The following is a 17,893-nucleotide window of genomic DNA, read 5'->3' on the forward strand; positions in this document are numbered from 1 at the left end:
GCTAAACGATAGGGGATGACAAGACGGGGCATTCACGTTTCGCCCCCGGCCGCAGCTGCGGCCAACGTCGAGTGGGGTTCGATGACCCCGACGTGTTCGCTGACCATGCTCGATCCCAGTCCTCGTCGATGGCGGGGACTGTCGCGATGTCCCTGGCGGCCAGCCCCGTTGGCGGGTGGCACTCCTCAGCTGGCCCGGTAGTCAGACCGAAACCCTGTCGCGCTGTGTGTTAAACCTCAGTCGTGCACCATGTTTGGGAACGGAGGTGATATTGCGGACCCGCGGGACCTCACCCTTGGACGCCTCGGCGACCGTGACGTCAAACTGGCGGAAAATTTCTCGCAGGATGACGACGCCCTCGGTGAGCGCGAACCCGAAGCCCAGGCAGCGGCGCACCCCGCCGCCGAATGGGAGCCAAGTGTTGGGGGCCACGGTGCCGTCGAGATACCGACCGGGACGAAACTCTGCCGGCTCGGGGTGGGTGACCTGGTTGGCGTGTGCGAGCAGAATGGACGTATTGACCACCGTCCCCGCGGGCAATTGCCAGCCGCCGATCTCGACGGGCGCGGTGGCCTTGCGAACGGTGGACGCAATTACCGTGTGCCGGCGTAGCCCTTCTTTCAGGACCGCCTCGAGGAATCCGTCATCGCCGGCCACGGCCGCCGCAATGGCTTGGTTCTGGATTTCGGGGGCGTTGGCGAGTTCCCATAACGTCCATGACAGCGCCGCAGCGGTGGTCTCATGGCCGGCCAGCAACAACGTGATGAGCTGGTCGCGAAGCTCGCCATCGGTGAGGGGTTCGGCGGAAGTGTCTTCGACCTGTAACAGCCGGGACAACACGTCGGTGCGGCTGTGTAGGTCCGAGGACGCGCGTCGGGCCGCGATTTCGCGATAAAGGATCGCATCGATCTGGTGTTTGTTGTCGAAGAATCGCTTCCATGGGTTCACCCGTTTCAGCAGCGGGTATGGGCTGCCGGCAAGGATCAGGGGATGGGCGGTGATGATGCCCTGCAAGCGATCGGTCAACTCGGATGTCACCTGGGGATCAGTGACCCCGAAAACCACCCGCAAAATGATGTCCAGGGTGAGCGCGTTCATGCGATCCAGGGCGGGGACGCTGGTGCCGACCGGCCATCGTGCGATGTGCTCGCGTGCGACTGAAGCGATCATGTCGCGGTAGCCGTGCAGCGCCGCGCGGGTGAACGCGGGCATGAGTAGTGATCGCATCCGCGCATGCTCGGCTTCGTCGGTGGTAAGGACGGAGTGTTCGCCCATGACGACGCTGAGGATCTGGTTTCCTTCGCCCCCGTGCAGCAGCGTCGGATCGGCCGCGAAGATCTCTTTGATGTGTTCCGGACGGGTGAAGACCACAAGGTTGTCCGCGTGCGGGGGCACGTGCAGCGAGAACACGTCGCCGTACCTACGTTGTACCGCCGGCAGGAATCTGTCACGAAACTTCAGGTACAGCACGCTTTGTAGGTAGCGGGGTAGCCGCGGTCCGGGTGGCAAGGTGGAAGTCACCGCGCCGCCTCGCCGAACTGTGGTGTGGTGATTGCGCCAGCCGCCGTCGGCGTTGAAGACCCCGATGAGCCGCACCACCCTGTTTGCCATGCCGCTCCCCAAAATCGCAAACAAATGTTTGATGTAAACGATTGTTTATCACGTTAAGATGCAGCTGTGCAACAGCCGCACACGAACCGAGACAAACTGCTCAACGGTGCGCTCCTTTGCTTAACGGAGCGCGGTTATCGCAACACCAGCTCGCGCGACATCGCACGCGCTGCCGGGGTGAACGTCGCGTCGATCAACTACCACTTCGGCAGCAAGGACGCGCTGCTCGACGATGTGCTCAGCCGGTGTTTCGCAACCTGGAACGAGCGCGTCCAAGAGGCGTTCAATCAGTCCGCCTGCACCAGTCCCGTCGGACAGATTCGGGCTGTTCTCGAAGCCACCGTCGATTCGTTTGAGCAGATCCGGCCCGCCGTCTACGCATGCGTGGAGTCCTACGCTCCGGCGCTGCGGTCGGAGGCGCTACGGGAACGGCTCGCCGCGGGCTACGCCGACGTGCGCCAACATTCGGTCGATCTGGTCCGTGCCGCGCTGGCCGGCACTGACAGGGAACCGCCGGAACGCCTCCCGACCATGGTTTCGGTGCTCATGGCTGTCATCGATGGCCTGATGATGCAGTGGATCGCCGACCCATCGGCCACCCCGCGATCGGCCGAGGTTCTTCAGGCGCTTGCCGACATCGGCGCCGTAGTGGCCGGTGACTCGACGGTCGAGCGCGCCGGCTAGAGCCCGGGTTGGTCGTGTTCGCTTGTCCGGCTGGGGAATGCGCAGGCGGTGTGGCTCATTGGTGAATGGAAATGCGATGTTGGGTCCGGCGCTGACGACCAAGCCGGAACGCGTGGGCTTGCAACGAGTGTTAATTCGGCGGGATGGCAGCGGCCCTGGCCGCGCTGTGTCTTGCGTCGGCGCAGGCGCACGGCACGGCGATGTTCGACGGGTTACGGGGACGCCACCGTCGCGGCGCTGCTCGCCGGGGCGACCGCGCGCAACCTAGTGATCGACACGGCGTGGCAGGACGCGGCGGCGGTCGCGTCGGCCGGCTGCGGCTTCATTGCCGGGCGCCGGTGATAGTCCACTGGCCGTCAACCGTGCTGTGCCGGGGCGTAGCCTGTCGGCGTGGACCATACGGCGGCATTTCTCGAGGAGAACCGCGCGTTTGCCGAGCTGATCCGCGATGCCGATCCGTCCGTATCCGTGCCGACCTGCCCAGGCTGGACGGTTAAGCAACTGGTCCGGCACGTGGGGCGGGGTGATCTTTGGGCGGCGCAGCTCATCATCGAGTGCGCCGATCAGTTCCTCGATCCGCGCACCGTCGAGGGGGGAAAGCCGCCGGTGGACTCCGACGGCGTGATCTCTTGGCTGCGCGGTGGCGCACAACGGTTGGTGGACGCCGTCGAGCGCACCGGGATGGAAACGCCGGTCTGGACGTTCCTCGGGTCGCGCCCGGCATACTGGTGGATTCGCCGCCGCCTGCACGAGGTGGTGGTGCATCGGGCCGATGCCGCGATCGCCACCGGCAGCGAATTCACGCTCGACCCCGACGTCGCAGCCGACGGTATCAGCGAGTTTCTGGAGCGGATAGCGGTGCAGGCCGGGAATGAGGGCGCCGCGTTACCGCTCGAAGGCGGCGACCATATACATCTGCACGCCAACGATCCCGGGCTCGGTTCGGCCGGCGAATGGACGATTCGTGCCGCCGACGGCAGGATCACCTGGTCACACGAGCACGACAAGGGTGCGGTGGCGCTCCGGGGGAGCGCAACCGAGCTTTTGCTGGCCATGGTTCGCCGAGTCGCGCTCGCCGACACCGCTATCGAACTGTTCGGTGACGACGCGGTATTCCAGAAGTGGCTGGACCGCACGCCCCTCTAATCTTGGGACCAGCCGGGGTACACGGTAATTTGCAGACCATGACCACATCGGAGATCGCCACCGTGCTGGCCTGGACCGACGCTCTCAACTCTGCCGACCTTGAGACCCTGGTCAGCCTGTCCAGCGACGACATTGATGTCGGTGACGCGCATGGAGCTGTCCAGGGGCACGAAGCGCTGCGCAGGTGGGCCAGTTCGCTGGCAACGACGGCAGAACTGGGCCGGATGTACGTGCACGACGGTGTCGTCGTTGTCGAACAGAAGATCATCAGCCGCGAGGATCCCGGTGCGGTTACCACCGGCGCCGCGGCATTCCGGGTGGTCCGCGACCATGTCACCTCGGTGTTCCGCCATCACGACCTGGCGTCGGCGCTGGCCGCCACGGATTTGACCCAGGCCGACGCGGTCGATTGAGGTCGGCTAAAGGCAATCGGGAGTCACTCATGCGCGGGATTATCTTGGCCGGCGGTTCGGGTACTCGCCTGTACCCGATCACCATGGGTATCAGCAAGCAGCTGCTGCCGGTCTATGACAAACCGATGATCTACTACCCGCTGACCACGCTAATGATGGCCGGTATCCGTGATATTCAGTTGATCACCACGCCACACGACGCGCCGGGCTTCCACCGCCTCCTCGGTGATGGGCAGCACCTCGGCGTGAATATCAGCTACGCAACCCAGGATCGGCCTGACGGACTGGCGCAGGCATTCGTCATCGGCGCCAATCACATTGGCAATGATCCGGTGGCATTGGTGTTGGGGGACAACATCTTCTATGGCCCGGGCCTGGGAACCAGTTTGAGGAGGTTTCAATCCGTCAGCGGCGGGGCAATATTCGCGTACTGGGTGGCTAACCCGTCGGCGTACGGTGTTGTCGAGTTCGGTGCTGACGGCATGGCGCTGTCGCTCGAGGAGAAGCCGGCCACGCCAAAGTCTCAGTACGCCGTGCCCGGTCTGTATTTCTACGACAACGACGTGATCGAGATCGCCAAAGGGCTAAAGAAATCCGCACGTGGTGAGTACGAGATCACCGAAGTAAATCAGGTCTATCTGAACCAGGGTCGCCTTGCGGTGGAGGTCCTAGCGCGCGGGACCGCGTGGCTGGACACCGGAACATTCGACTCTTTGCTGGACGCCGCCGATTTCGTTCGGACGCTGGAACGCCGGCAGGGTCTCAAGGTCAGCATTCCCGAAGAAGTGGCCTGGCGGCTGGGCTGGATCGACGACGATCAGCTGGCCCAGCGCGCCCACAGCCTGGTCAAGTCCGGGTACGGTAGTTACCTGCTGGAATTGTTGGAGCGCAAGTGATTTCGCGACTACGGTAACCCTTTGGCGCCGGTTAGGCCGAGGAGCCGTCCGCCGGTGCCGCCGTCCCCGGCCTGGCCGGGGTACGGCCCGGTTCCGCCGTTGCCACCGTCACCGCCATTGCCTACCAGCCTGGCCGCGCCGCCATCGCCGCCCTTGCCGCCGCTGGTCGAGGCGGCGCCGGCGCTGCCGCCATCGCCGCCCGCACCTCCGTTGCCAATGGCTCCGGCCTTGCCGCCGTCGCCCCCCTCGGCGCCGCCCCAGAAGTAGCCGGACCCGCCGAGGCCGCCGTCCCCGCCGTCGCCCCAGAGCAGGCCAGCGGTGCCGCCGGCGCCACCGATCCCGCCCTTACCGGCTGAGCTTCCGCCGACACCGCCATCGCCGCCGGCCCCGAAGAGCAATCCGCCATCACCGCCGGCGCCGCCGGCACCACCGTTGGCACTGTCAGTGGTGCCGCTGAATCCTCCGGCTCCGCCGGTACCCCCGCCACCCAGGAAGCCGGTGGCAGTGCCGCCGGCCCCACCGGACCCGCCGGCGAAAGTGCCGAATCCTCCGGTGCCGCCGGCGCCCGCGGAGCCGTAGAGCGCCCTGGAGTTGCCGCCGTCGCCGCCGGACCCGCCGGCGATAGTGCCGTACCCGCCGGTGCCGCCGTCCCCGCCGGAGCCGAGGAACATGCCGCCGGTCCCGCCGGCCCCGCCGTCACCCCCAACGGTGCCGCCGGTTTTGCCGCCGGCCCCGCCGGTGCCGCCGTCCCCGAAGAGACCAGCGGCCCCGCCGATCCCGCCATTGCCGGCGTAGATGCCGGTCGTTGAGTTCCCGCCGGCACCGCCGGCCCCGCCGTTACCGAATAGCAGGCCACCGGCGCCGCCGGTGCCGCCTGCTCCGGCGTTGCCGTTGGCTAGGTCTCCACCCGCGCCGCCGGCGCCACCGTTGCCGAATAGCCCGGCCGCCCCGCCATTGCCGCCCGGCAGGCCCGGCCCTCCCGATCCGCCGGCTCCGCCGTTGCCGATCAGGAGTCCACCGGCCCCGCCGTTGGCGCCGGTCCCCGCAGCCCCGTCGGTGCCGTCGCCGATCAGCGGGCGGCCGAACAACCTCTGGAAGGGCGCGTTGACCGAGCTGAGCGGATCCTGCAAGGCCGTGACAGCGGCGGCCTCGGTGCTGGCATATGAACCCGCACCCGTGCGCAACGTCCGGACAAAGTCTTCGTGGAACACCGCTACCTGTGCGCCCAATGCCTGATAATCCTGGGCGTACCCGGAAAACAGTGCCGCGATGGCCCCCGAAACCTCATCGGCGCCCGCTGCCAGCAGGGCCGTCGTCCGAGCGGCCGCGGTCGCGTTGGCCGCACTAAGAGCCGACCCGACACCGCCCAAGTCTGAAGCCGCCGCTAACAACATCTCCTGAGTAGCGATCACAAACGACATCTGACATCTCCAATCGATAAGCGTGGGAGAAATGGTCGCCGCTAAACCGATTGCATCGCATGAGGCATCGGCCTCAAATTGCCGAGGCGTATTCGACCGATGCAGGAGAGGGTTTGGTGTTGGTTGCCGCGGTTACGGCATCAACCCGGCAGGCCGTCCTGGCCGAGCAATTGCCCGCCGGTGCCTCCGGTGCCTGCGGTTCCGGCCGGCCCGCCGCCGCTGCCACCGTTGCCGCCATTGCCGATCAGCACGGCCTTGCCGCCGTTACCGCCAGTGCCCCCAGTCGTACCGGTGCCACCGGTACCGCCGTTGCCGCCGTTGCCAATCTGGCCGGCGGCACCACCGGCCCCGCCGGCCCCGCCCGCCGCGGTGGTGCCGGCGCCGCCGGCGCCACCGTTACCACCCGCGCCGATGAGCGTGCCGCCGGTCCCACCTGCCCCGCCGGCGCCGCCGGCTTTGCCGAACCCGCCGGCGCCACCGGCGCCGGCGTTGCCGAAGAACAGGCCCGCGTTGCCGCCGTTTCCGCCGGTCCCGCCGACGGTCCCGGCGGGACCGGTCGCGCCGCCGGTCCCCCCGGCGCCGGCGGTAGCGAACAGTCCGGTACCGCCGTTCCCGCCCTTCCCGCCGAATACGCCGCCGTACCCGCCGTCGCCACCATTGCCGCCGGCACCGTAAAGCATGCCGGCGCTCCCGCCGGCCCCGCCCTCGCCGCCGCCGGTAGTGCCCGCCCCGCCGATGCCGCCAGCACCGCCGGCCGCAAACATCCCGGTGCCGCCCTCGCCGCCGTTTCCGCCGAAGGCTCCGCCCGCCCCGCCGGCGCCGCCGGCTCCGCCGGCGCCGAACACCCCAGTACCGCCGGTGCCGCCTGGTCCCGCGCTGGTATTGCCGTGCCCGCCGGTGCCGCCGGCGCCGCCGGGGGCAAACACTCCGGTGCCGCCGGCCCCGCCAACACCGCCGGCAGTACCGCCATTGCCACCGGTCCCGCCGGTGCCGCCGGGTGCGAAGAGCCCGGTGCCACCCATCCCGCCGTCGCCACCGCTGGTGCCGCCCTCCCCGCCGGTGCCTCCCGCCCCGCCGGGAGCGAAGAGGCCGGTGCCGCCGTCGCCGCCGAGCCCGCCGGCGTTGGTGCCGGTCCCGCCGGTACCGCCGGCTCCACCGGTACCGAACAGCCCTCCGCTCCCGCCGGCACCGCCGTTCGCGCCGACGACTCCGCCCTTCCCGCCGGTGCCACCGGCTCCGCCGTTGCCGAATATTCCCGCAGCGCCGCCCTTGCCGCCGGGCTGGCCGGCCCCTCCGGAGCCGCCGGCACCTCCGTTGCCGAACAGGATCCCGCCGTCGCCGCCGTTGGCCCCGGTTCCCGGGGCCCCGTTGGTGCCGTTGCCGATCAGCGGGCGTCCCAGCAGCGCCTGGGTCGGCGCGTTGAGCAGATCCAGCACGCCCTGTAACTGTGAGGCTGCGGTGGCCTCGGCACTGGCATATGTGCCCGCACTCGCGGTCAAAGACTGCACGAATTGGGCGTGAAACGCCGCCGCTTGGGAGCTGAAGGCTTGAAAACTTTGGCCGTGCGCAGAAAGGAGCGCCGCGATGGCCGACGACACCTCGTCTTCGGCCGCGGCCAGCAGCCCGGTTGTCCGGGTGGCCGCGGCTGCGTTGGCAGCGCTGAGCGCCGATCCGATACCGGTCAAATCTGAAGCTGCCGTAACGAGGTTGTCCGGCACTGCGATCACAAACGACATGTGGCACCTCACAAATGCGTCATGACCATGACGTCATGAGACCGGTGATCGCCCCGTCACCACCGAGCGATCGGCAGAAACACATCTTCGCTCGCTGCGCAGCGAAATTGCGGGGTTTTCGCGATAAATTCAGCGCGCTTGTGCCCGACCGTCGACGGTACGAGTCACCTGCCATTTCTTGGGCCCCAGGCGCACGATATCCGGTGTTGGTCCATGGAACCCGGCACCGTGGGCGACCAGAATCGGCGTCGCGTTGCTCGAGCGGCCGGCGCCGTCCGGCGATTGCCAGCCAACAGGCCGGGTATCCGGCAAGACCGCATTTTTTCGCCAGGCCAGCAACGGTTGGGCGCGCTACGGCTGGCCAGGCCGATGTCCTTGGTGTCGTCGTACACCATCCGAGAAGCAACTTGCGGCGTGCACGCGAGACTGTGTGGGCGCACCGCCGCCACACCCCGTGCCCGCCCGGAGCCGTCTTCGGACCGGACCGACGACTACGGCACCTGGCCGGCCAGCCCGTCCTCGCCGATCAGTAGCCCGCCGATACCGCCGGCGCCGGCGCTGCCCGGCCCCGCCTTGCCGATCCCGGCGTTGCCGCCATTACCGCCGTTCCCGATCAGCACGGCGTCGCCGCCCTTACCGCCCACACCGCCGGTGCCCGGTGCCGTGTTGTTACTCCCGCCGGCGCCGCCGTCACCACCCTGGCCGATCAGTCCAGCCTTGCCGCCGTTCCCGCCGGCTCCGCCGATGGCGCCGCCGACGCTGTCCCCGCCGGCCCCGCCGGCCCCGCCCGCACCGAAGAGCATGCCGGCGTTGCCGCCGTTCCCGCCGGCCCCGCCGTCGGCCGCGCTGAGGCCGAATCCGCCGTCCCCGCCGGCCCCGCCCGCACCGAAGAGCATGCCGGCGTTGCCGCCCGCTCCGCCAGCCCCGGCCTCGTTGCCGATGGTGGCCGGCCCACCGTCGCCGCCGGTCCCGCCACTACCGGAGAGCAGACCGCCATTTCCGCCTACCCCGCCGTTCCCGCCGAAGAGGCCGCCCTCCCCACCGCTGCCGCCGACACCGCCGGCGCCGAAGATCCCAACGGCGGCCCCGCCCGCCCCGCCGTTGCCGCCGGTCGTCATGCCCGATCCCCCGGTGCCGCCGGCTCCGCCGGCGGCGAGCAGGCCAGTGCCGCCGGGCCCGCCCGCACCACCAAAGGTGCCGAACCCGCCGATCCCCCCGGCGCCGCCGGTGCCGAACAGTCCACCGGCGCCGCCGAGCCCGCCGTCCCCGCCGGTGGAGCTGTTGCCGAATCCGCCGGCACCACCGGCTCCGCCGCGGCCGAACAACAGCCCACCGGCCCCGCCGTCCCCGCCGTTCCCGCCCGGCACCGGATCGACGATGCTCGATGAGCTCCCGCCGGCCCCGCCGGCTCCGCCGGTGCCGAACAACAGTCCGCCGGCGCCGCCATTGCCGCCATTGCCCCCGCTGTCACCGGGCAGCCCGGGAGCTCCGGACCCACCGGCCCCGCCGTTGCCGATCAACCAACCGGCGGCCCCGCCGTCCGCCCCCGTCCCTGGGGCGCCGTTGGCGCCGTTCCCGATCAATGGACGACCGGTAGCGGCCAGGATAGGGGCGTTGATCGCATCGAGCAGCGGCGATGCGGCAGCGGCTTCGGCCGCCGCGTACGAGGCCCCACCGGCGGTCAAGGCCTGCACAAACCGCTCATGAAACGCTGTTGCTTGCACGCTTATCGCCTGGTAGATGCGGCCCTGCGCGCCGAACAACGCCGCGACGGCCGCCGACACCTCGTCGGCACCCGCGGCAAGCACGGTGGTGGTGTGTGCCGCGGCGGCCGTGTTTGCCGCGTCGATCGCAGACCCGAGGCTGGTGAGATTGCTGGCTGCCGATGCCAGCGACTCCGGCGCTGTGATCACAAAAGACATTTCGATACCTAACCAATACGTAGCGACCAACGATGCACTGTCGATGCCGCCCAACGATCGCCGCTCAACCATCAATCGGTGGGAGCGGAATCTATCGTCCTCGCGTGGGCGGGGCCCTGGACCGCCTTCGCAGTGGTTCTAAGGCTTTGCACATAGAACTTGCTGCTATCGCCGACGTGCTGCCGTGTTTCTGCGTGGTACCTGTGTGAACGCGTAGAAGAACCTGAGTAGCCAATCATGTGGTTTTGCTATGGATACGATTTGCGTGTTCTGGGTGTGTCGCTGGTGGTCGCGGGGCTAATCGGCTGGGAGGCTTGTGATGTCGTATGTGATGGCAGCGCCGGAGACGTTGGCAGTGGCGGCGGCGGACGTGGCGGGCATTGGCTCCTCGGTAGGCGCGGCCAACGTCGCGGCCGTCGGGTCGACGACCGGGGTGGTGGCCGCTGCCGGTGATGAGGTGTCGGAGGCGATTGCGGCGCTGTTTTCTGGCTACGGCCAGGCCTATCAGGCGCTCAGTGCTCGGGCGGCGGCGTTTCATGACCAGTTTGTGCGGGCGTTGAACGGGGCAGGAGGCGCCTACACGGCCTCCGAAGCGGCCAACGCCTCGCCGTTGCAGACCGTGGAGCGGGAGGTGCTGGCGGCGATTAATGCACCCACAAATGCGTTGCTGGGGCGTCCGTTGATTGGTGACGGCACCAACGGGGCGGCCGGAAGCGGGGCCGACGGTGGGCCGGGAGGGATTTTGTGGGGCAATGGCGGTGACGGCGGGTCTGGCGCGGCGGGGCAGGCCGGCGGTGCCGGCGGAGACGCGGGCCTCATCGGCGCAGGAGGTGCAGGGGGCATGGGTGGGGCCGGCGGTGGGGCCGGCGGGATCGGTGGCACCGGTGGCTGGTTGTACGGCAACGGCGGAGTCGGCGGGTCCGGTGGAGTCAGCGGAGCCGGTGTGAGCGGCGGAGTCGGCGGAGCTGGTGGCGACGCGGTGCTGCTCGGCAACGGCGGGGCAGGGGGCATGGGTGGGGCGGGCGCCGCCGGCGCGGTCGGCGCCGCAGGAATCGCGGGGACGTCGATGTCGGTCGGCGGTGTCGGCGATCCCGGTGGCGACGGGGGCAACGCCGGCAACGGCGGGGCGGGTGGTAACGGGGGGCTGGTGTTCGGGACCGGGGGCGCCGGTGGTCAAGGCGGCGTCGGTGGGGCCGGCGGGACCGGTGGGGCCGGCGGATCCGGTTGGGACGCCACCGCCGCCGGAGTGCCCGGCGCCACCGGTGGTGACGGCGGCGACAGCGGCAACGGCGGTGCTGGCGGCAACGGGGGCATGGGTGGGGCCGGCGGGCATGGTTCGGCGCTCTTTGGCACGGCTGGCGCCAACGGCAACGGCGGGGCGGGTGGTGCCGGCGGCAATCCGGGGGCACCCGGCAACGGCGGCACCGGTGGGGTTGGCCCCGACGCGGCCACCTCCGGGGGCATGGGCGGTACGGGCGGTGACCCGGGCGCGGCCGGCACCGGCGGCAGCGGCGGGTCGGCAGGTGGCGTTGGCGCAGTTGCCGGCGCCAACGGTGTGGCCGGCACCATCATTGCGGGTAACGGAGGCAATGGCGGGGCCGGCGGGGCCGGCTATGCCGCTGATGGCGGTGGCGGCCCAGCCATTGCGGACGGTGGCGACGGTGGACAGGGCGGCGCTGGCGGCATGTATGGCAACGGCGGTGCTGGCGGGGCCGGTGGCAACGCGGCACCCGGCGGCGGGACCGGTGGCGATGGCGGCGGCGGTGGCGATAGCGGTGCAATGGGTAGCACTGGCGGTCGAGGCGGTGACGGTGGCGCCGGTAGCAACGGTGGTGACGGCGGCGGCGGCGGCAGCGCGAACAGCTACGGAACCACAAATGCCGCGGGGGGCGCGGGTGGCGTGGGCGGCGCCGGCACCCGGGGCGCCGGGGGTGTGGGCGGTTCCGGGGGCGCGGGCGGCGCCGCAAACATCCTCAATGGGGCCTCGACCGCTACTGCCACGGGCGGCGCCGGTGGGGCCGGTGGCGACGGGAACGATGGTGGCAACGCCGGGGCGGGCGGTGCTGCGTCGACCAACGGGACCGGAAACGTCGCCGCCGGCGCCGGCGGCGACGGCGGCACCGGCAGCATCGGCACCGGCGGCACCGGCGGCGCCGGCGGCGCAGCGGAGATCAACAACGATGCCTCTACGGTTTCCCTTGTCGGTGGCGCCGGCGGCCACGGCGGTGACGGTGCCGCCGACGGCGGCGCAGGTGGCGACGGCGGCGGCGCATCTATCGATAGCGCTGGCTCCAGGGCCGACGCCACCGGCGGCAACGGCGGGACCGGTGGCATCGGCGGTACCGGTCACGGTGGGGGCGGCGGTTCCGGTGGCAGTGCTGTCAACCACGGAGCCGGCGACGCCTTCGGTGGCGCCGCCGGGACGGGCGGCGCCGGTGTCGTCGGCGGCAACGGTGGCTGGGGCGGTGCCGCGTACAACTACGGAACCGGAAACGCCACCGGAGCCGCCGGCGCGGCCGGCACCAACGGCACCACCGGAGCCGGCGGGGCCGGCGGGACCGGAGGCGCCGCAAGCGTCCTCAACAGCGCTTCGACCGCCACTGCCACCAGCGGAAGCGGCGGTGCCGGTGGCGACGGTACCGACGGCGGAAACGCGGGTTCCGGCGGTTTTGCCTACACCTCCGGGACCGGAAATATCGTTGCCGGCGCCGGCGGTGATGGCGGCACCGGCAGCACCGGAGTCGGTGGTACCGGCGGTTCCGGCGGCGGCGCGGACATCAACAATGGCGTCTCCACGGTTGTCCCGCAGGGCGGTGCCGGCGGGCACGGCGGCGCCGGCGCCACCGATGGCGGCGCCGGCGGTGCCGGTGGATTCACGGAAATCGACAGCAGCGCCTCAGCGCTCACCGCCACCGGCGGCGCCGGTGGCGATGGCGGCAACGGCGGCACCGGCCACGGTGGCAGCGGCGGCGTCGGAGGTGTCGGGATCAACAACGGAAGCGGAAAAGCAATCGGCGGCGCCCCAGGTGTCGGGGGCAGCGGCGCGGTCGGGGGCGACGGTGGCCAAGGTGGTGCCGCGTACAGCAGCGGAACCGGTGACGCCACCGGCAGCGCTGGCGCGGCCGGCACCGCTGGAACCACCGGCGTCGGGGGGGCCGGCGGGGGCGGCGGGGGCGCATACATCGTCAATAGCGCCTCGACTGCCAATGCCACCGGCGGCATCGGTGGGAACGGTGGCGATGGCGGCACCGCCAGGGGTTCCTCTGGCGGAGATGGCGGCGTCGGGGGCTATGCCTCGACCGTGGGAACCGGAACCGCCAGCGCCGGCGATGGCGGCCGCGGGGGCAACGGTACGACACAGTTCGCCAGCGGCGGCGCCGGCGGGGCCGGCGGCAACGCCCACGCTTCCGCGGGCAGTCCCATCCCCGGTGGTGGCGGCAAAGGCGGTAGCCCCGGATTGATGGGTAAGAACGGCCCGGACGGCTCGGACGGCACCGTCGTATAGCCGGCGGTGCGCCACCGACGGCGTCAACGTGGGTGGCACCGGCGGATAAGTTGGATTGACGACAACCGGGGTTGCCCGCATGTCCAGATACGGCGGCGGCTATTCGCTGCTGTTGGAACGCAACCGATTTCGGGTCTACTGGCGGTAGCTGACCAGGAAGTTGCCCAGCCGTTCGATCGCGGCGGCAAGTTCGCGTGACCACGGCAACGTCACCAAGCGCAGGTGATCCGGTGTCGGCCAATTGAACCCGGTGCCCTGCGTGACCAATATCTTCTCCGACAGCAGCAGTTCCAGCACGAGTTGCTCATCGTCGGTGATGTCGTAGACCTCGGGGTCCAGCCGCGGAAACACATACAGCGCACCGGTCGGCTTGACGCATGACACTCCGGGAATCTCGTTGAGTTTGGTCCAGGCGAGGTCGCGCTGCTCGAGTAGGCGGCCCCCAGGAAGTACCAAGTCCTCGATGCTTTGGTGGCCACCCAGCGCCACCTGAATCGCATGCTGCGCCGGCACATTGGGGCACAGCCGCATATTGGCCAGCAGGTTGATTCCTTCGATGAAGCTGCTGGCATGGTCCTTAGGCCCGGTGATTGCCAACCACCCCGCCCGGTACCCGGCCACCCGGTAGGCTTTGGACAGGCCATTAAACGTGAGGCACAACATATCCGGGGCAAGCGAAGCCACACTGATGTGCTTGGCATCGTCGTAGAGGATTTTGTCGTAGATCTCATCGGCTAGCAGCAGCAGTTGGTGCTTGCGCGCCAACTCCACCATCTGCGTAAGGATCTCGCGGCTGTAGACCGCGCCGGTGGGGTTGTTCGGGTTGATCACGACAAGCGCCTTGGTCCGCTCGGTGATCTTGGACTCCAGATCGGCAATATCCGGTTGCCAGTCCTGCGTCTCGTCGCACAGGTAGTGCACCGGCGTGCCACCCGCCAGGGAGGTCGACGCCGTCCACAGGGGGTAGTCCGGCGCCGGGATCAACACCTGATCGCCGTTGTCCAGCAAGGCCTGCAGCGTCATGGTGATCAGCTCGGATACCCCGTTGCCCAGATAGACGTCGTCGACATCAAACCGGGGGAAGCCGTCGACGAGTTCGTAGCGGGTTACGACGGCGCGCCGGGCAGGCAGGATGCCCTGGGAATCGGAGTAGCCCTGTGCGTACGGTAGCGCCTGGATCATGTCGCGCATGATCACGTCGGGAGCCTCGAAGCCAAACGGCGCCGGATTGCCGATGTTGAGCTTGAGGATGCGGTGCCCTTCGGCCTCCAGCCGCGCGGCGTGCTGGTGCACGGGGCCGCGGATCTCGTACAAGACGTCCTGAAGCTTGGACGACTGCGCGAAGGGGCGCTGGCGCTGATGGCTGGAAGCGTGCCCGGGCAGCTGGTGGGTAGTCACGTCCACCATGGTCTCATCGCTGTCCACCGATATTTGCTGATGGGTGCCAAACCGTGATCAGCGCTTGCCCGGTGGACGCGCGCCGGGCGCCATACCTAGCCCTTTCACCGGCGCCGTCGGCGGAGCGGATGGGGTGGAGTCCCCGTCGGTTTGCTTGGACGGCTCCGGCTCGGATTTTGCTTCGGGTTCCGTTTCGGCGGGTGCCGCCGGTGCTGCTTGGGCAGGTGTCTTTTTGGCCCCCGGTCGCTTGGCGCCGGCGGCGATACCCAGGCCTTTGACCGGTGCGGCAGGTTTGGCCGGTTCGACCGGTGCCTCGTTTGCCTGCGCTGCATCGGCCGTTTCCGGAGCCGCAGCGGCCTGGGGTGCAGCCTTCTTGGCGCCTGGCCGTTTGGCGCCGGCGGCGATACCCAGGCCTTTGGCCGGCGCGGCGGGGGCGGCCGGTGCTTCCGGCGCGCCGGATTGAGCCTCTGCTGCCGGGGCTGCTGGGGCTTTCTTGGCGCCCGGTTTCTTGGCGCCCGCGGCAAGGCCGAGACCTTTAGCCGGTGCCGCCGGGGCTTCGGTTGTCTTGGCTTCAGCTGCCGAGCTGGCCGGTGCCGGGGCTTTCTTGGCGCCAGGGCGCTTGGCGCCACCCGCTATGCCCAAACCTTTGACCGGTGCCACGGGGGCAGCGGACGCTGGTGTCTCGGCCTCGGTCGGAGCCTCGGCGGTTGCCTCAGTCGGTGCGGTTGCCGTGCTGGCTTTGGGTGCCACCTTCTCCGCTTTGGCGGCTCGCTTCTCGGCCTCCTTTGCGGCGGTGCCCTTCGCCGGCAGCGTCACCTTGTCGCGGTCGAGTGACCCGAGCAGCACCTGAGCCACGTCAAGCACCTCGACACCGGTGCGACCGGCCTCTTCCTGCCGGTCATTGACGCCGTCGGTCACCATCACACGACAGAACGGGCACGCGGTAGCGATGGCGGAGGCGTTAGTGGCCAGTGCCTCGTCGACGCGTTCGTGGTTGATCCGCTTGCCGATGTGTTCTTCCATCCACATGCGAGCGCCGCCGGCGCCGCAGCAGAAGCTGCGCTGGGCGTGGCGCGGCATTTCGGTCAGGTTCGCCCCCGCGGCGCCGATCAGCTCACGGGGTGCCTCGTAGACCTTGTTGTGTCGGCCCAAATAACACGGGTCGTGGTAGGTGATGTCCTGAGATACGGGAGTCACAGGGACCAATCTGTGGTCCCGGATCAACCGGTTGAGTAGTTGGGTGTGGTGCAACACGGTGTAGTTGCTGCCTAGCTGGCGGTACTCCTTGCCGAGGGTGTTGAAGCAGTGTGGGCAGGTGACGACGATCTTGCGGTCGACCGTTTCGACGCCTTCGAACAGCCCGTCGAGGGTCTCGACGGCCTGCTGGGCCAGCTGTTGGAACAAAAACTCGTTGCCGGACCGGCGGGCGGAGTCGCCGTTGCAGGTTTCCGCGCTGCCCAGCACCAAAAACTTCACCCCGGCGATGGAGAGCAGCTCGGCGACGGCCTTGGTGGTTTTCTTGGCCTTGTCGTCGTAGGCGCCCGCGCAGCCCACCCAGAACAGGTACTCGTAGCCGTCAAAGCTGTCGACATCCTCGCCGTAGACCGGGACGTCGAAATCGACTTCGTCGATCCAGTTGGTCCGGTCCGAGGCATTCTGGCCCCACGGATTGCCCTTGTTTTCCAGGTTCTTGAACAGCACCGACAACTCGGAGGGGAACTCCGACTCCATCATCACCTGGTAGCGGCGCATGTCGACGATGTGGTCGATGTGTTCAATATCCACCGGGCACTGCTCGACGCAGGCGCCGCAGGTCACGCACGACCACAACACGTCCGGATCGATGACACCGCCCTGTTCGGCGGTGCCGACCAGCGGACGAGCCGCTTGCTCGGGTCCGTGCCCAGGGACCCGGCCGAACCCGGATTCCGGCACATGGTGGCCCTCTTCGGCGGCGCTCTCCAGGTCAAGACCCTCGATCGGATCTGCAGTCTTCTCGCCAAGGATGTAGGGGGCCTTGGCCATCCAGTGGTCGCGCAGGTCCATGATGACGAGCTTGGGTGACAGCGGCTTGCCGGTGTTCCAGGCCGGGCACTGCGATTGGCAGCGGCCGCACTCGGTGCAGGTGGCGAAGTCGAGCATGCCCTTCCAGGTGAAGTCCTCGATCTTCCCGCGGCCGAAAACCGCTTCATCGGGCGGATTCTCGAAGTCGACCGGCTTGCCGTCGGATTCAACCGGCAGCAACGGGCCGAGCCCATCGGGCAGTCGTTTGAAGGTGACGTTGATCGGCGCCAGGAAGATGTGCAAGTGCTTGGAGTGCAGCACGATGATCAAGAACGCGAGCATGACGGCGATGTGCAGGAGCAGCGCCGTGGTTTCGATGATCTCGTTGGCTGGCTGGCCCAGCGGACGCAGGATGGCGCCGAAGAGTTGGGAAAGGAAAGCGCCTTTGCCGTAGGGCAGCGTCCCGTTGTTGACCGCCGAACCCCGGACCAGCACATAGGTCCAGATGACGTTGAAGATCATGAATAGGACAAGCCATGCGCCGCCATTGTGTGAGCCGTAGAACCGTGAACTCCGACCGATCTCGCGGGGGTTCCGCACGATACGGATGACGGCGAAGGTAGCGATGCCGAGAAAGACGGCGGTGGCAAAGAAGTCTTGCAGGAAGCCCAGTGCGTCCCACCGACCGATGATCGGGATGTGGAACTGCTCCTCGAAGAGGAAGCCGTAGGCCTCGATGTAGACCGTGAGCAGGATGAAGAAGCCCCACATGGTGAAGAAGTGCGCGACACCCGGGATCGACCATTTCAGCAGCCGGCGCTGCCCGAAAACCTCGCTGATTTGCGTCCAGACGCGGGCGCCGACGTTGTCGGTGCGCCCGGAGGCCGGCTGCCCAGACATCGTCAGCTTGTACAGCCACCAGACCCGGCGCAGTGCGAACACGACCACCAACGCGGTCATGCCCATTCCCACTATCAGCCTGATGAGCATCTGCGTGGTCACCGAAGGTCACCCCAATTCGTAGTCATTCCGGCTTCACCAAGCCACGCCCATTCGTTGTCGGTTTACGGGCGCTGCGTCTTTGCTGCCTGGTTAACCTGCCCATCGTGACATCCGTACCGCTTTGCGCGCGAGATAGGTTGTCCTAAGTTGACTCA

At 68.8% G+C, this 17,893-nt stretch carries 10 protein-coding genes and 1 pseudogene; 5 read left to right on the top strand and 6 right to left on the bottom strand.

What is annotated here, in order from left to right; all coding sequences use genetic code 11:
- Positions 1 to 201: 201 nt before the first annotated feature.
- Positions 202 to 1,611 carry a cytochrome P450 gene (locus MB901379_RS02440; protein ID WP_158015201.1) on the bottom strand — a complete coding sequence of 470 codons (1,410 nt, stop codon included), beginning with the start codon at positions 1,609 to 1,611 and terminating at the stop codon, positions 202 to 204.
- Between the two features lie 66 nt (positions 1,612 to 1,677).
- Here MB901379_RS02440 and MB901379_RS02445 point away from each other — a divergent pair, with 66 nt between their 5' ends.
- The 4 genes from MB901379_RS02445 to rfbA all read left to right on the top strand — a co-directional run bounded on the left by MB901379_RS02445 (position 1,678) and on the right by rfbA (position 4,750).
- The gene (locus MB901379_RS02445) at positions 1,678 to 2,295 is read left to right on the top strand and encodes a TetR/AcrR family transcriptional regulator (protein ID WP_158015202.1); all 618 of its coding nucleotides are present in this window, start codon (positions 1,678 to 1,680) and stop codon (positions 2,293 to 2,295) included.
- Positions 2,296 to 2,685: 390 nt separating this feature from the next.
- The gene (locus tag MB901379_RS02450; RefSeq protein WP_158015203.1) at positions 2,686 to 3,441 is read left to right on the top strand and encodes a maleylpyruvate isomerase family mycothiol-dependent enzyme; all 756 of its coding nucleotides are present in this window, start codon (positions 2,686 to 2,688) and stop codon (positions 3,439 to 3,441) included.
- Positions 3,442 to 3,479: 38 nt separating this feature from the next.
- Positions 3,480 to 3,854, top strand: a complete 375-nt coding sequence (locus MB901379_RS02455) for a nuclear transport factor 2 family protein (RefSeq protein WP_158015204.1) — start codon at positions 3,480 to 3,482, stop codon at positions 3,852 to 3,854.
- A gap of 29 nt (positions 3,855 to 3,883) precedes the next feature.
- Positions 3,884 to 4,750: a glucose-1-phosphate thymidylyltransferase RfbA gene (gene rfbA / locus MB901379_RS02460; protein WP_158015205.1), complete on the top strand. Its 867-nt coding sequence runs from the start codon at positions 3,884 to 3,886 to the stop codon at positions 4,748 to 4,750.
- Between the two features lie 47 nt (positions 4,751 to 4,797).
- Here rfbA and MB901379_RS02465 read toward each other — a convergent pair.
- The 3 genes and pseudogenes from MB901379_RS02465 to MB901379_RS02475 all read right to left on the bottom strand — a co-directional run.
- Positions 4,798 to 6,171, bottom strand: a pseudogene (locus MB901379_RS02465) (PE family protein); the annotation flags it as partial.
- Positions 6,172 to 6,311: 140 nt separating this feature from the next.
- A complete protein-coding gene (locus MB901379_RS02470) occupies positions 6,312 to 7,907 on the bottom strand; it encodes a PE family protein (RefSeq protein WP_158015207.1) in 1,596 nt (531 codons plus the stop codon).
- A 491-nt stretch (positions 7,908 to 8,398) separates the two neighbouring features.
- Positions 8,399 to 9,829 (bottom strand): PE family protein, encoded by a 1,431-nt coding sequence (locus MB901379_RS02475; RefSeq protein WP_158015208.1) that lies wholly within the window; start codon positions 9,827 to 9,829, stop codon positions 8,399 to 8,401.
- Between the two features lie 319 nt (positions 9,830 to 10,148).
- On the opposite strand from MB901379_RS02475, the gene MB901379_RS24935 reads away from it, so the two are divergent.
- On the top strand, positions 10,149 to 13,334 hold the full coding sequence (locus tag MB901379_RS24935) for a PE family protein (protein WP_158015209.1): 3,186 nt from the start codon (positions 10,149 to 10,151) through the stop codon (positions 13,332 to 13,334).
- Positions 13,335 to 13,469: 135 nt separating this feature from the next.
- Here the strand turns inward: MB901379_RS24935 and MB901379_RS02485 are convergent, their stop codons facing one another.
- Both MB901379_RS02485 and MB901379_RS02490 read right to left on the bottom strand, forming a co-directional pair.
- A complete protein-coding gene (locus MB901379_RS02485) occupies positions 13,470 to 14,759 on the bottom strand; it encodes a pyridoxal phosphate-dependent aminotransferase (RefSeq protein ID WP_158015210.1) in 1,290 nt (429 codons plus the stop codon).
- Between the two features lie 30 nt (positions 14,760 to 14,789).
- The gene (locus MB901379_RS02490; RefSeq protein ID WP_158015211.1) at positions 14,790 to 17,738 is read right to left on the bottom strand and encodes a (Fe-S)-binding protein; all 2,949 of its coding nucleotides are present in this window, start codon (positions 17,736 to 17,738) and stop codon (positions 14,790 to 14,792) included.
- Positions 17,739 to 17,893 lie beyond the last annotated feature (155 nt).

It is taken from the genome of Mycobacterium basiliense, assembly GCF_900292015.1.
Taxonomy (GTDB): domain Bacteria; phylum Actinomycetota; class Actinomycetes; order Mycobacteriales; family Mycobacteriaceae; genus Mycobacterium; species Mycobacterium basiliense.